A 14,857-nucleotide genomic window follows, 5' to 3' on the forward strand; every position below is an offset into this window, starting at 1 on the left:
CCTGTTTCCCGCCGGCAGCAAGCAGCCCGGTTACCTGCCGGTGCTGCGCGCCCTCGATTATGCGGGCGACGAGGTCGTCCTGATGCACGCCGACGACATTCGCCTGTGGCGGATGGCGGTGTTCGACGTGCTGGTCAACAACGCCGACCGCAAGGGCGGCCATGTGCTGCGCGACCTCGACGGCCACATCTTCGGGGTCGACCACGGCGTGTGCCTGCACGTCGAGGACAAGCTGCGCACGGTGCTGTGGGGATGGGCCGGCAAGCCGATCGACGATCACACCTTGGAAGCCGTGGCCGGCCTGGCGGACGCGCTCGAGGATCAGTTCGGTGACGAACTGGCCGAGCACATCACCCGGGCCGAAGTCGCAGCGCTGCGCAGGCGCGCCCACGCGCTGCTGGACCGTCCGGTGATGCCCGGGCCGAACCGGCATCGCCCCATTCCCTGGCCGGCTTTCTAGCGGTGATCGCAAGCGCGGCGCCGCCATCGGTGAAGGCCGCGGTACGCCGTCGGTGATACTGAAGCGGTGAGCCCCGCCGACGAGATAACCGCCGACGAGATAACCGATGCCGCGCTGGCCGCCGATCTCGCCGCCGAAGCCGGGGAGTTGTTGCTGAAGGTCCGCGACGAAGTCGGCTTCGGGTATCCCTGGGCGCTGGGTGATGCCGGTGACAGCCTGGCGAACGCCTTGATCCTGCGGCGGCTGCACGCGGAGCGGCCCGACGACGGGGTGCTGAGCGAGGAGGCCTACGACGACCTGTCCCGCCTCAACCATGACCGCGTGTGGATCATCGACCCACTGGACGGCACCCGGGAGTTCTCCACGCCGGGCCGCGACGACTGGGCGGTACACATCGCGCTGTGGCAGCGCCCCAGTAACGGCCAGCGCGAAATCACCGACGCGGCGGTGTCGTTGCCGGCCCGCGGCAACATCGTCTACCGCAGCGACACCGTGACCGCCGACGCCGCGCGCGTCGGCGTCAGCGACACCATCCGCATCGCCGTCAGCGCCACCCGGCCCCCCGCGGTCCTGCACCGGATGCGCCAGACGTTGCCCATTCAGCCCGTCGCGATCGGTTCGGCCGGTGCCAAGGCGATGGCCATCATCGACGGGCACGTCGACGCCTACGTGCACGCGGGCGGCCAGTGGGAGTGGGATTCGGCGGCCCCGGCCGGGGTGGTGATGGCCGCCGGCATGCACGCGTCGCGGCTCGACGGATCGCCGATGCGCTACAACCAGCTCGACCCGTACCTGCCCGACTTCGTGATGTGTCGCGCCGAGCTGGCGCCCATCCTGTTGAGCGCCATCCGCGGCACGTAGGCCGTTAGGCCGTTAGGCCGTCAGCGGCCGAGCCGGCGCCGCAAGTCTTTCGCCGAGAGCATCCGCACCATGTTTTCGATGAAGCTGCCCTTCCTGGTGCCGCAGGGATGCCAGAGCGGCTCCTTTCATCGCGTGTTTTTCGTCGCGCGCCGCCTTCCCGGCCCGCCGCGCGGGCCGCATCGTCGGCGCGCTTAGGCTGATTGCCATGCAGTCGTGGTCTTCCCCAGAGGTCCCCGTGTTGGCGGGGCGCGGCCCGGAGCTTCGGCTGTATGACACGTCCGACCGGCAAGTGCGTCCCGTGGCGGCCGGCTCGACCGCCACGATGTATGTCTGCGGCATCACCCCGTACGACGCGACCCATCTGGGCCACGCGGCAACCTATCTGGCGTTCGACCTGATCCATCGGCAGTGGCTCGATCTCGGGCACGACGTCCACTACGTGCAGAACGTCACCGACGTCGACGATCCGCTGCTGGAGCGCGCCGAGCGCGACGGCATCGACTGGCGCGAGCTGGCCGCGCGTGAGGTGTCGCTGTTCCGCGAAGACATGGCGGCGCTGCGCATCCTGGCCCCCCGCGAATACGTCGGGGCGACCGAGGCCATTGCCGAGGTCGTCGAACTCGTCGAGAAGATGCTGGCGTCCGGAGCGGCCTACGTCGTGGACGGCGAATACCCGGACATCTACTACCGCGCCGACGCCACGAGGCAGTTCGGCTACGAATCCGGCTATGACCGCGACACCATGCTGCGGCTGTTCGCCGAGCGCGGCGGCGACCCGCAACGGCCCGGCAAAACAGACCAGCTCGACGCGCTGCTGTGGCGGGCCGAGCGGCCGGGGGAGCCCAGCTGGCACTCGCCGTTCGGTCCGGGCCGTCCCGGCTGGCACGTCGAGTGCGCGGCGATCGCGCTCAGCCGCATCGGCAGCGGCCTGGACATTCAGGGCGGGGGCAGCGACCTGATCTTCCCGCATCACGAATTCACCGCCGCGCACGCCGAATGTGTGCGCGGCGAGCGGAGATTCGCCCGCCACTACGTACACGCCGGGATGATCGGCTGGGACGGGCACAAGATGTCCAAGAGCCGGGGCAACCTGGTCCTGGTGTCTGCCCTGCGCGCGCAGGGTGTCGAGCCTGCGGCCATCCGCTTGGGGCTGCTCGCCGGGCACTACCGCGGGGACCGGTATTGGAGCGACCAGGTGCTCGATGACGCCGTCGCCCGGCTGCACCGCTGGCGTAGCGCTACGGGGCTGGCCGTCGGGCCGGACGCCAGCGACGTGATCGCGCGGGTGCGCCAATATCTAGCCGACGACCTCAACACGCCCAAAGCCCTTGCCGCCCTTGATGGTTGGGTCACCGACGCGCTGGAGTACGGTGGCCACGACGCCGAGGCGCCCAGGCGGGTGGCGACGGCGATCGATGCGCTATTGGGCGTGGCGGTCTAGCGAGAGCATGCGCTCGGTCACGCCGGCAGGCCGCTTCCCGTCTTGGGTCCCTCGGGAATGACCTGTTCGGTCGCCGCCAAGGCGGCCGGCCACCATTTCGCCAGTGCCGACAGATCGGCCGCTTCCTCGTAGAGGCTCGTCGACCGGGAATTGACCACCACGGCTTGGTCGGGTGTCTCGGGTCGGTCTCCCGCGGCCTTGGCCTTGGCGGCGTGCGCCAGCTCGAAAGCGTTTGTCGCCGAATCGCGTTCGTCGGCCGGCACGGAGTATGTCTGGAAGAATCGGGCCAGCTCGTCTGGAGCGGTGGCACGGACATAGTGGCGCAGCTGCAGGATCGCATCGCGGATTTCGATGACCGTCTGGTGCAGCTGCAGCGTCGACTTTCGAAACCGCCGGTCGTCGTGTTCGAGGTCGTCGTGTTCGAGGTTGAAACTGCTTTCCGGGACCACGGCTGTCATGCTGAGCCGCAGCGGCTGCAGACCTCTCCAGGTGCGGCTGACGCGGTCGAGTCCGAGGTAGGAATGCAGGCGCACGGCGAGCGGAACCGCGCCGAAGAGATAGACGATGACGGCCATCCACAAAAATTCGAATCCGTGCACCCGCACCCGGAATGCCACGGTATTGCTCCAGCCGAGCTGGTCGCTCACCGCCAGCACCAGCGCCTCCAGGCAGGCCGCGACCGTCAGCACAACCGCGAGCACCCCGGCGGCGGCGAGCACCAATTCGCGGGTGTCGGTGGCCCTCAGCAACTCCGAGCCGAACATCCACAGCAACCGCGCCACCAAGATGACGATGATGGTCAGGTACAGGCTCAACGCCAACACCGCATCCCAGCCGCCGGACACCTCGAACGGCTGGCCTGCCACGCGAGCACGCGTGCCTGCGACCAGGAAGGCCGCGGACAGCGCGATCGCGGCCAGGCGGTAATAGCGGTGACTGCGACGCGTTGCCTCCGGTGAGATCCGGTTCCACAGCATGGTGAAACCGATGAATTCGCCGGACGCCAAAATCATTGCAACACAGGACAATTGCTGGGCGGTTGTCACGTTCATGAGGGCGCTCTTCGACAACACCGCTTGCACGCGGCGCTCGCGCAGCAGCTGCGCCAGCAGCAGCCAGGCCATCACGTTGTTGAAGTAGGTCTGGTACAGGTTGGCCCTGCACCACCGGAACCGGGCGGCAAGAAGCATCGCCATGATCGCGATCACGGGCCACGCGACGATACCCGGGATGGTGGACGTCATTGGCGACGAAAGAAGGCGCTGCGCATCATCGAGCGACGTTCGGCGGCCTCCGCGGCGGAGATCAGCAACAGGGAAGCGAACATCTCGGCGTCGCGCTCCTGATCACTGGCGTAGTCGCCGCGTCCCAATATCGCGCGCACCGTGGCGGGATCGATGTCGGGCAAGGCTTGCCGGCACACCTTGTATTCCGGTGCCTCTTCGAAGCTGTGACCGCCACTTCGACCGTGGCCCAGCAAGATGTGTCCGATCTCGTGGCCCACGATCTGGTCGATGTGGTAGTCGGTGGTACCGGCCTCGTGCAGGATCAGGTCTTCGTCGTCGCAGGCCAGCCAGATTCCGCAGGGGCTGTCTGCCAGCGCCGCGGTGTCCGTCGGGACCAGCCTGATCGGCCGACCGCGCAGCTGGCCCAGGTTCTCGATGAAGACGTTCCGGTCCCAGGGCACCGGGATCGGCAGCTCGCGCGTCAGCGCGAGTATCTCAGCGTTCGAGGCCGCCATCGGGTTGGTCATCTCTCTGGGAGGAAATCGGGGGCAGCCGTTCAAGCTCGCGGAGGTGGTCGACGATCGCCGCCAGGCTGTTGAGGGCCTGGGGGGTCAGCCCCGAGGCGCGCGCCGCCAGGTCGCGCACGCCGTTATCGCGCAGTGCCTGCAGAAGATTCAGTTGCGCGTCGATCGCCGGGTCGGTGCCGCGATCGATCAGGTATGACGGCGGCACCCCAAAAAAATCGGCGATCGCCCTCAGGTGCGCGACAGTGGGGTTCGTCTTTATGCCGCTTCTGAGTTGCCAGAGGTAAGCCGGGCTGATCGGGACGCCGGTTTTCTCGGTGATCGCCGCGGCGGCCGCGGCGTTGGACAGCGGAGGCGTGCCCGCCTTGCGCATGAGCTCGAACAGCTTGTTCAGGCGGGCTGCCAACACGCCGTCGTCGGACCCTTTGGCTGGGGCGCCATCGGCTGCCAATGCACTCTCGTTTCATCAGATCTCTCGCGGTGTGTACTCATGTTACAGGTAGGCCCTTCTCGACGGCCTCGAAACACTACTCGCGAAGACGCTCCGGTGCGCGGCTGTGACCTCGGTGTCTGTGGAGGGTGAAGCGCTTCACCTCGTTACGCACAGGGGGCGGCGCGCGGGTTTACATTTTCTTCAGCGTACGGTTGAATTTCCGGCGTGTACTGTGGTGTACGGTGCGGCGCGGCGCCTTTTCCTTCCGATAGGGCGATCGACATGCCGCGCGCTGCGCGTCCGGGCGCGGCTTTGCTGGTGAACGACGAGGGGCGGACGCCAGAGCGCCGGGTCCGGCTTCGCGCGGGGCGGCCCAGGATGTCTCGCCGTGACCATCCTGCCTTAACAGGCCTTTTTTGTCGGCGAAACAATGCGCCGCGCAATTCACCACGAGGGCGGGAGATCGCCGCCCAGCACAGCAAACTCGAATTCCGGTTTGATGGCCATTGTCGACATCGGGTAACACGGCCCTATCCAGATGCAGAAGCGCCACTTCTAGGTGAATCCTCACCTGCGACGACGCCCGCGGTTGGTGTTAGCCAACGCCACGATTTGAAGCCAAAGATTTGTTCTGCGCAGCGGCGCCATTGCCGGCCGGCGGCGAGCCGTGCAGTGTAGTGATGTTTGCTATGAACTTACCTGGGATCCGACGTGCGTACCTATGAAACACCTGTATAACCTGGGTATTAATTTACACATGCGTCGAATCGCAACGGGTCGGAATAATTTGCTGTTAGGTGCAAATCGGGGTAGCATTTTCAATACTTACTGGACTGCAGAAGGGATGAGTCCGGTGCACATGACGAGCGAGCCCGCGCGACTGTCGATAGACGGTCACCCCCGTCGGCCGCTGCGTCGTGATCATCGTCGGCCACAGGAGCGTCATGTGGCCGTTACCGATTGGGCCGGTCGCCGGCCCATCTGGAATTTGGAACGCTGCCCACTGGCTACCTTCTTGGCTTTGCCAAACGCCAAGGTGTCTGTGCTCGCTCGCTAAAAATTAGGGTTTACAAGTGTCGGGGGAAGTCGGGTCGACGTGGCCCATTGTGGGGCGAGATGTGGAGTTGCGGCGATCGCTGGCGGCCCTGAGTAGCGGGGATGTCCACGGGGTGGCGTTGGTCGGTGACAGCGGGGTGGGCAAGTCGACGCTGGCGCGCATGCTGGCCAAGACGGTCGAATCGGCAGGCCGGACAGTGCGGTTCGCGCTCGGGACCCAAACGGGCTACGCGGTGCCGCTGGGCGCGTTTTCGCGCTCGGTCAGCCTCGGGGTTACCCACGAACCGGCCGTCATGCTGGCCGCAGCGCACAAGACGCTGGCTCAAGAGAAGAACTTGGTGGTGGTGGTCGACGACGCGCAGCTGCTCGATCCGTTGTCGGCCACCTTGGTCAATCAACTGGCGGCCGGTCGCAGCGCACGGTTGATCGTGACGATCCGGTCCGGCGAACCGGTCTCGGATGCGGTGACCGCGCTGCTCAAGGAACGCATCTTGCTGACCGTTCACGTCGATCCGTTCACCCGCGAGCAGACGGCCCTATTGGCCCGCGCGGTTCTGGGCGGTCCGGTCGATTTCCAGTTGGTCGACGAGTTGTTCGAGCGCAGCGCGGGAAATCCGTTGCTACTGCGCGGTTTTCTCGCGGCGGGGCAAGAGACTGGGGCGCTGGTTCGCACGGAAGAGGGTTGGCGACTTCGGGGACCGCTGCGCGCCGATCGCGAACTGCACGATGTGTTGGAGTTCCGGCTGCAATCACTGAGTCCGGACGAGTTGGAGGTGGTCGAGATCCTGGCCACCGCCGAACGGCTGAAGTGGGAGGTGCTGCGGGACATCTGCGATCCGGAGGCGGTGGCGAGCCTGGAGCGCCGTGGTCTGATCCAGTTGGTCGCCGACGGGTCGCACGCGGTGGCGCAGTTGAACCAACCCATGCTCGGTGAAGCGGCTACCCGGCACGCCGGAATGGTGCGCTCGCGGCAGGTCAACGGCAAATTGGTGCGGGCCCTGCAAAAGCATGAGCGGGCCGGGGACGGCGTGCTGAAGTTGCCCGGGTTACAGGGCCGAATCCGACTGGCGCAGTTCATGATGCGCAGCGACATGGAGCCCGACCTCGAGGTCGTCACCGCGGCCGCGGTGGACGCGTTGTCGATGTCGAATGTGGTGCTGGGCGAGGAGCTGGCGAGATTCGCCCTCGATCGGGGCGGCGGTCTGCCCGCCGCGTTGGTGCTTGCCGAGGCGGTGAGTTGGCAGGGCCGCGGCGAGGAGGCCGATACCGTGCTCGTCGATGCCGAACCCGACGGCGGCGACGAATGGCTGATAGCGCGGTGGGGCTGTCTGCGCGCTGCCAACTTGTACTGGGGCTGCGCCGACGTCGAAGCCGCCACCCGGGCGCTCGATGACGTGAAGAAGCGGGTGGCGGCCGAGGCGGGTGTGCAGCTGATCGACGCGCTGGAGTTGTCGATGGGCTACTTCCGCGGCGACGTCGAGACGACCATCGCACTTGGGCCGGCGCTCTGCGAATCCGATCTATTACCGATCGCGACGGTGTGGGCTGCTTTCCCCGCCTGCGGTGCCCTGGCCGTGGCCGGTCGACCGTCGGAGGTAAGCCGCGTCGCCGACGTCGGGCTGCGCGCGGCCGCACTGTGCGGACTGGGGCCGCATCAGTTCAACATCGGGATGACGGAGGTCATCGCCGCGACCGCCACCGGCAACGATCGCATGGCCGAACGCAGCTACAAGCGTTACGCCGCGATGGCCACCGGCCTTCCGGAAGCCGAGGCCATGGTGGACGCGATGCTGGGACTCGTGCATCTCGCGCGCGGCGAGCTCGCGTCGGCGTGCGCCGCGTTCGTCAAATCGGGGGCGGTGTTCACCGAGGGTTTTCCGTCGCCGTGGTTGGCACTGGTCGCCGCCCGCCATGCCCAGGCCGAGGGTGCGCGGGGCGACAGTGCCGCGGCAGCGGCGGCGCTGCGCCGCGCGGAGAAAGCCTACGGACCGCATATCGCGGTGTTCTTGCCCGAACTCGAGCTTGCCCGGGCCTGGGAGCGGGTGTCCGCCGGTGACACCACGGCCGCCCAGACGCATGCGTTGCGCGCGGCGCAAAACGCGCGAGTGGCCGGGATGCACGCGGTCGAAATGCAGGCGCGCCATGCCGCCGTGCGGTTCGGCGATCGCTCGCAGGTGGCGCGGCTGGAGCAGCTGGCGCGCATACTAGACACGCCGTTGGCCGGGGCGGTCGCCGATCATGCACGGGGGCTGGCACGGCACGACGGCAATTTGCTCGATGCCGCGGCACACCGGTTCGCCGACCTCGGCGCGTTGGCTCTCGCCGCCGACGCATCGGCCCAGGCCGCCGCCGAACACACCCGCCGGGGCGACCGCGCGAAGGGATTCGATTCGTCCACCCGCGCACACGCGCTGGCCAGCCAATGCGGTTTGCGCACCCCGTCGGTCGACGCGTCGGCTCGCCCGCTGCCGTTCAGCGGCCGTGAACGCCAGATCGTCATGCTGGTCGCCGCCGGGCTGTCCAACCGGCAGATCGCCGACCGGCTGGTCATCTCGGTACGCACGGTGGAAGGACACCTGTACCGGATCTTCACCAAGCTCGGCATCAACAATCGCGACCAACTCATCTGCCTTACCCGGCAGGAGCCGCCCAAACGAGGGGAGTTGTCACTTCGTGACGACGAGTCCCTGGGGTACGGGAGCCACGACCACCCCCGGACGGGCTGACTCTTCATAGGTACCCTATGAAGTTCGGCGTCCCGCCACTCTATCTCTGCGCGCTCACCACTCGACTTAGCTGTGGATTCCAATGATGCCTGCTTGAGGGGCCATACGCTCCCGCCCATGAGAGGCATTCGGAAGCGCAAAGTCGCGATCGTTGACCACGATGTTGACCCGTCCGGACCCGCGGTGACGGTTTTGCCACGGGAGCCGCTCACAGTCGAGGGCCGACTCGCATCGGGCCGCGTGGGCGGGACCTCGGCGCCGCTTGACGCTTTCAGGCTTTATCTGGCGGCAGCGAGTTCGGCCTTCATGTAGCGAACGGCGAGCTCGGGCCGTCTTGTCGGGCAGACGAGAACGGCGCTGGCTCGCGGTAGTCGACGAGCGCTTGTCGCCGGCGTCGGCGGGAGTGGGGAAATTTTGACGCACCGGGCGAATGAATCGACGTGGCCCATCGTGGGCCGCGACGCCGAGTTTCGGCGGTCACTGGCGGCGCTCAGCAACGGGGACTTCAACGGAGTGGCCTTGGTCGGCGACAGCGGAGTGGGCAAGTCGACGCTGGCTCGCATGCTGGCGAAGACGCTCGAGTCGGCCGGCCGCACGGTGCGATTCGCGCTGGGCACGCAAACGGGGTGCGCTCTGCCGCTGGGCGCCTTTTCTCGCGTGGTGAGTCTCGGAGTGGGACATGAACCGGCGATCATGCTGGCCGCTGCGCACAACACCTTGGGCCAGGACAAGAACTTGGTGGTGGTGGTCGACGACGCGCAGCTGCTCGATCCGTTGTCGGCCACCCTGGTCAATCAGCTGGCGGCCGGCCGCAGTGCGCGGTTGATCGTGACGATCCGGTCCGGCGAACCGGTCTCGGATGCGGTGACCGCGTTGCTGAAAGAACGCATATTGCTGACCGTGCACATCGATCCGTTCACCCGCGAGCAGACCGCCCTATTGGCGGGCGCGGTGTTGGGGGGTCCGGTCGAGCCCGGACTGGTCGACGAGTTGTTCGAACGCAGCTCGGGAAATCTACTGCTGCTGCGTGGTTTTCTGGCCGCCGGGCGGGAGAGCGGTGCGCTGGTTCACACCGAGGAGGGTTGGCAACTCCGGGGCCCGTTGCGCGCCGACCGGGAGCTGCACGACGCGTTGGAGTTTCGACTGCAATCGCTGAGTCCGGCGGAGCTGGAGGTGGTGGAGATTCTGGCCACCGCCGAGTTGCTGGAGTTGGAGATCCTGCGCGAAATCTGCGATGCCGACGCGATGGCGAACCTGGAGCGCCGTGGTCTGATCCAGTTGGTCGCCGACGGATCCCACACCCTGGCGCAACTGAATCACCCCATGCTCGGTGAAGCTGCGATCCGGCGCGCCGGGATGGTGCGCTCGCGGCAAATCAACGGTCTACTGGCCAAAACTCTTCGAAGGCACCTGCGGACAACGGGGCGGCGCTCGCAATTGCCCGACCTACGGGGCCGGATCCAGTTGGCCAGGTTCATGATGCGCAGCGACCTCGAGCCCGACCTGGATGTGGCCGTTAAGGCGGCCGCCGACGCGCTGGCGATGTCGAATGTGGCGCTGGGCGAGGAGCTGGCGAGGTTCGCGGTCGATCGTGGTGGTGGCCTGCCGGCCGCGTTGGTGCTTGCCGAGGCGGTGAGTTGGCAAGGGCGCGGCGAGGAAGCCGAAGCCATCCTGCTCGACGTCGACATCGATGGTGACGAGTGGATGATCGCGCGGTGGGCGTGTCTGCGGGCCGCCAACTTGGCATGGGGGTGCGGTGACGCGGAAACAGCGCGGCGCGTACTGAGCGATGTGAAACAGCGCGTTGCGTCCGAGGGGGGCATCCATCTGATCAACGCCTTGGAGGTTTCCATCGGGTTCTTCTGCGGTGACGTTGCGACGACGCTCGAACTGGGGCCGGGACTGTGCGAGTCCGATGTCATACCGATGGCGACCGTGTGGGCGGCCATCGCGACATGTGGCGCCTTGATGGCCGTCGGACGATTCTCTGAAGTCGGCCGAATAGCCGAGGCGGGCCTACGGGCGGCGGCGCTCTGCAAGGCGGGATCACAACGGTTCGCCATCGGGGTGGCCGAGGTCATGGTCGCGACCGCCTCCGGCGACTATCCCGCGGCCGAGCGGATCTACAAGCGCTATGCCGCGATGGCGATCGGCATCCCGGCGGCCGAGGCCATGGTCGACGCCATGTTGGGGCTCCTACAGGTCACCCGCGGTGAGCTGCCGACAGCCTGCGCCACCCTCGACCGCTCGATCTCCGAACTGTCCCAAGGTTTTCCGTCGCCCTGGTTGCTGGTGGTGGCCGCCCTGCACGCGCAGGCGGAAGGGGCCCGCGGCGAGAGCGCGGCGGCCGCAGCGGCGTTACGGCGTGCGGAGAAGGCCTACGGCCCGCATGTCGCGGTGTTCTTGCCCGAGCTCGAGCTCGCCCGGGCCTGGGAACGAGCGGCCGCCGGCGACCCAGCGGCCGCCCAGACGCACGCGCTGCAAGCAGCCGAAATCGCACGAGAGGCCGGGATGCACGTGGCGGAGATTCGGGCACGCCATGCCGCGGTGCGCTTCGGCGACCGTTCGCAGGCCGCGCGCGTGGCGGAGCTCGTCGAGACGCTGAATACGCCCTCGGCGCGGGCGGTCGCCGACCATGCCCGCGGACTGGCGCAACACGACGGCGATCTGCTCGATGCCGCGGCACATCGGTTCGCTGACCTCGGCGGTTTGGCTTTTGCCGCCGACGCATCGGCTCAGGCCGCCGGCGAGTACGCCCGCGCGGGTGACCGTCGCCGGGAGGTCGAGTCGTCGACGTGGGCGCATGCTTTGGCCAGCCAATGCGGGCTGCGTACCCCCGCCCTCGAGGCCGCGGCGCGTCCCCTGCCCTTCAGCGGCCGTGAGCGTCAGATCGTGCTGCTGGTCGCGGCCGGGCTGTCCAACCGGCAGATCGCCGACCGGCTGGTGATCTCGGTACGAACGGTCGAGGGACACTTGTACCGTCTATTCACCAAACTGGGCATCAACAATCGCGACGAGCTCATCCGCCTCATGAGCCGAGACGCGTCTTGACCGACATGCCATTCGGAGGTTCGGATCGGGCCACCGGTAGCCAGCCCCGCGGCTGCTGTGTAGTTCGCGCAGGCCTCCGGCACCGGCCCGCATCGTTCACAATCCGAAAGAGTCTCCCGCGCAAGCCGATAGCGCGGGCGCTGCACGCGGTGGGTTCGGCGCAGGCAATCCATCTTTCCGCTGGCGGGCGACGGTCCGAGCACTCTGTGACCACCGGTCAAGCCGGCCGCCACCGAGCCGTCGCGCACTACCTGCCGGGGTACCACTCGATCTGTGCGCGCGTACCACTTGAGTCGATTGAATCGGTTCGTGTGGGTTGTTCGAGCAAACATAAGCTCGCGCACATGACATCATGCGTGGCGGGCATGGCCGGTTGGACTCCTGTGGTTGTCGATTGTTACAGGATGTCACAAAACCCGCGAAAGTCGTTACACCGGACGGATGTTGGGGTCCGCGGCGGGGTTGCCGCAACCGTACCGATGCTGCTCACTGCCGCATGGTGCACGCGCGCGGCTCTCATCTCCGCGAGCGCGGGCCTGCAGCCCGGACGCACACCCACTTGTAACTTCCTCCATCGGGCTGGGGCGAGCACGCAACACACCTACGCCGTTTCTAAGAGGTTGAAATCATGTCTCACAGCCACCGGGTGGTCGACCACATCGTCGGGTATCTCGCGTCAATCGGAGTCGACTACATATTCGGCGTCGACGGCGGCAACGTCGAAGACCTGTACGACGCCGCATTCTCACACTCGGACGTCGGCGCGGTGTTGGCCAAACACGAATTCTCGGCCGCGGCGATGGCCGACGGATATAGGCGCAGCGGCGGTGGCTTGGGCGTGGTGGCGGCCTCCGGCGTGGGCGCGCTGAACCTTGTCGCCTGCCTCGAGGAATCGTCGACCAACCGCGTGCCGCTGTTGGCGTTGGTGGGTCAGCCGGCCACCGCGATGGATGGTTGCGGCAGCTTTCAGGACACGAGCGGCCGCAACGGTTCACTGAATGCCGAGGCGCTGTTCTCCGAGGTGTCGGTGTTCTGCCGACGGGTGCGGGCCCCCGCGGACATCGCCTCGGCGCTGCCCGCCGCCGTGGCGGCGGCGCGAGCGGGCGGCCCTGCGGTGTTGTTGCTGCCCAAAGATGTTCAGCAAGCTGACGTGTGCATCCACGGCTTCATGCCCGGCCGCGGAATTGATAGTCCACGGGACATCGGTGATCCGCGTCCGATCGTGGAAATGCTGCGCCGGGTGAGGGGGCCGGTGACAATCATCGCCGGTGAACAGGTGGTCCGTGACGATGCGCGAGCCGAACTGGCGTCGTTGCGGGCGGTGCTCCGCGCCCGGGTGGCGTGCGTGCCTCACGCCAAGGATGCCGCCGGCACACCGGGTTTTGGGTTGTCTTCGGCGCTTGGCGTCACCGGTGTCATGGGCCACCCGGGTGTGGCGAAAGCGGTGGCCGGCAGCGCGTTGTGCCTGGTGGTGGGCACGCGGTTGCCTGTGACAGCGCGCGCAGGTTTGGACGATGCGCTGGCCGCGGTGCCCACTCTCTCAATCGGATCGGTACCGCCATACGTCGCATGCACCCACGTCCACACCGACGATCTGCAGGCATCGCTGCATATGCTGACGAGCGCGCTGACCGGGCGCGAGCGGCCGACCGGAATTCGAGTTCCCGACGCGGTGTCGAGCAGCGAGTTGAATCCGCCGAACTTCGACGGTCCCGGGGTGCGCTATCGCGACGCGATGAGCATGCTCGACCGCGTGTTGCCCGACGGGGTCGATGTTGTCGTCGACGTCGGCAATAGCGGCGCGGCGGCCGTCCATTATCTGCCGGTTCGCCGCGGGGGCCGGTTCGCCGTCGCCCCCGGCATGGGCTACAGCTTTGGCGCCGGGATCGGAATGGCCTTCGGCCGTAGAAGATTCGGGCCGCGGCACGAGCGCGTCGTGGTGATAGCCGGGGACGGTGCCTTCTTCACACACGGCATGGAGGTGCATACCGCTGTGCAGTACGGGCTACCGGTGACGTTCGTCTTGTTCAACAACAACGCCCACGCCATGTGCGCGATGAGCGAAAAGTTGTTCTACGGGAATCGGCATAGTTACAACACCTTCACAACGAGTCGGCTGGGGGCCGGTCTCGCCGCGATGTTTCCGGACCTTCCATCGGTCGATGTCGATGACGTCGACAGCTTGAGCGCCGCCATGCATTCAGCGCTAGAGGTCGACGGGCCGTCGGTGATCAGCGTCGAATGCGCCGCCGACGAAATTCCGCCTCTCTCGACTTTTCTCGGGTCTTTGACACCGAAATCTGTTGATTGCCAGAGTGTCCCGACGGAGAACAGAACCGATATCGTCTTCAGCGCGTGACGGCATCACCCGCCGGTATCGGCGCGATGGCAGTTTCAATGCGTACATCGGCCTAGATAGGGAGCGCTCGACACAGGTCTCGACCCGGCCCCCGGGTGGGGGTGGCTGTATCCGCGCATGTCGGACTCGGCGCACGGCTGTCTAGTCGGCGTCGGGTAATCCTCTGTGGCCATCTAATCGGTACCGGGTGTTTGCTGACAGCCCAGACCCGCAGCCGCGACGGAAAACGCTGTTGCAGAATAAATTCCATGCTGACACGTGCATCTTTGGTGAACATTTGTCTGCCACTACGCAAGCTGCTGCGTTGGCGTGCGCTGACCACTCTATGTGTGTGCAGTTACTACGCTACCCGGCTTGATAAGCCTTACAACATGATTCAAACCCATACGCTCCCGATCATGTGTAGACCGTTGCTCGGTCAAGCCCCCGAGCTCCCGGTCGGGACCAGCAAGTGCGCAATTCGAGAACTTGGAGGACTAGTGAGTATCAATCCGTTCGATGACGACAATGGCAGCTTTCTCGTGCTGATCAATGACGAAGAGCAACACAGCCTGTGGCCGGCATTCGCCGACATTCCGGCCGGCTGGCAGATGGTTTACGGCGAAGCGGATCGCACTGCGTGCCTGGATTACATCGAACAGAACTGGCCCGATATCCGGCCGAAGACTCTACGAACCAGGCTGGCGACAGAGCGCCGGGGTTCTGGCGAGTAAACCGCGA

At 66.5% G+C, this 14,857-nt stretch carries 10 protein-coding genes; 7 read left to right on the forward strand and 3 right to left on the reverse strand.

Going from position 1 to position 14,857, the window contains the following annotated elements; translation table 11 throughout:
• The 3 genes from A5624_RS14905 to mshC all read left to right on the forward strand — a co-directional run.
• Positions 1–460 (forward strand): SCO1664 family protein (locus A5624_RS14905; RefSeq protein WP_156749023.1); only part of this gene is annotated, 460 nt, incomplete at its 5' end.
• A gap of 66 nt (positions 461–526) precedes the next feature.
• Positions 527–1,321, forward strand: coding sequence for a 3'(2'),5'-bisphosphate nucleotidase CysQ (locus tag A5624_RS14910; RefSeq protein WP_066867421.1), 795 nt, complete (start codon positions 527–529; stop codon positions 1,319–1,321).
• A 205-nt stretch (positions 1,322–1,526) separates the two neighbouring features.
• Positions 1,527–2,762: a cysteine--1-D-myo-inosityl 2-amino-2-deoxy-alpha-D-glucopyranoside ligase gene (mshC, locus tag A5624_RS14915; RefSeq protein WP_066867423.1), complete on the forward strand. Its 1,236-nt coding sequence runs from the start codon at positions 1,527–1,529 to the stop codon at positions 2,760–2,762.
• Between the two features lie 17 nt (positions 2,763–2,779).
• Here mshC and A5624_RS14920 read toward each other — a convergent pair whose 3' ends face one another.
• The 3 genes from A5624_RS14920 to A5624_RS14930 are packed head-to-tail and all read right to left on the reverse strand — an operon-like array spanning position 2,780 to position 4,885.
• Complete coding sequence (locus A5624_RS14920) at positions 2,780–4,006, reverse strand: DUF6545 domain-containing protein (RefSeq protein WP_066867425.1); 1,227 nt, start codon at positions 4,004–4,006, stop codon at positions 2,780–2,782.
• Positions 4,003–4,503, reverse strand: a complete 501-nt coding sequence (locus A5624_RS14925) for a hypothetical protein (protein ID WP_066867496.1) — start codon at positions 4,501–4,503, stop codon at positions 4,003–4,005. The genes A5624_RS14920 and A5624_RS14925 overlap by 4 nt, the downstream gene beginning before the upstream one ends.
• A complete protein-coding gene (locus tag A5624_RS14930) occupies positions 4,484–4,885 on the reverse strand; it encodes a helix-turn-helix domain-containing protein (protein WP_231999785.1) in 402 nt (133 codons plus the stop codon). Before A5624_RS14930 ends, A5624_RS14925 begins: the two co-directional genes overlap by 20 nt.
• Positions 4,886–6,051: 1,166 nt before the next feature.
• Here A5624_RS14930 and A5624_RS14935 point away from each other — a divergent pair.
• The 4 genes from A5624_RS14935 to A5624_RS14950 all read left to right on the forward strand — a co-directional run bounded on the left by A5624_RS14935 (position 6,052) and on the right by A5624_RS14950 (position 14,850).
• Entirely contained in the window at positions 6,052–8,727 is a 2,676-nt protein-coding gene (locus A5624_RS14935; RefSeq protein ID WP_232002261.1) for a LuxR family transcriptional regulator, read from the forward strand.
• A gap of 450 nt (positions 8,728–9,177) precedes the next feature.
• Positions 9,178–11,778 (forward strand): LuxR family transcriptional regulator, encoded by a 2,601-nt coding sequence (locus tag A5624_RS14940; RefSeq protein WP_066867429.1) that lies wholly within the window; start codon positions 9,178–9,180, stop codon positions 11,776–11,778.
• A 628-nt stretch (positions 11,779–12,406) separates the two neighbouring features.
• A complete protein-coding gene (locus tag A5624_RS14945) occupies positions 12,407–14,137 on the forward strand; it encodes a thiamine pyrophosphate-binding protein (protein ID WP_066867431.1) in 1,731 nt (576 codons plus the stop codon).
• Between the two features lie 479 nt (positions 14,138–14,616).
• Entirely contained in the window at positions 14,617–14,850 is a 234-nt protein-coding gene (locus A5624_RS14950; RefSeq protein WP_066867433.1) for an MbtH family protein, read from the forward strand.
• Positions 14,851–14,857: the final 7 nt, after the last annotated feature.

Source organism: Mycobacterium sp. 1482292.6 (assembly GCF_001672995.1).
Lineage (GTDB): Bacteria > Actinomycetota > Actinomycetes > Mycobacteriales > Mycobacteriaceae > Mycobacterium > Mycobacterium europaeum_A.

Excerpts from the sequence above, each read along its gene's own strand:
- A5624_RS14920 (WP_066867425.1), bottom strand. The coding sequence starts at position 4,006 with ATGACGTCCACCATCCCGGGTATCGTCGCGTGGCCCGTGATCGCGATC.
- A5624_RS14945 (WP_066867431.1), top strand. The coding sequence starts at position 12,407 with ATGTCTCACAGCCACCGGGTGGTCGACCACATCGTCGGGTATCTCGCG.
- A5624_RS14925 (WP_066867496.1), bottom strand. The coding sequence starts at position 4,503 with ATGGCGGCCTCGAACGCTGAGATACTCGCGCTGACGCGCGAGCTGCCG.
- mshC (WP_066867423.1), top strand. The coding sequence starts at position 1,527 with ATGCAGTCGTGGTCTTCCCCAGAGGTCCCCGTGTTGGCGGGGCGCGGC.
- A5624_RS14930 (WP_231999785.1), bottom strand. The coding sequence starts at position 4,885 with ATGCGCAAGGCGGGCACGCCTCCGCTGTCCAACGCCGCGGCCGCCGCG.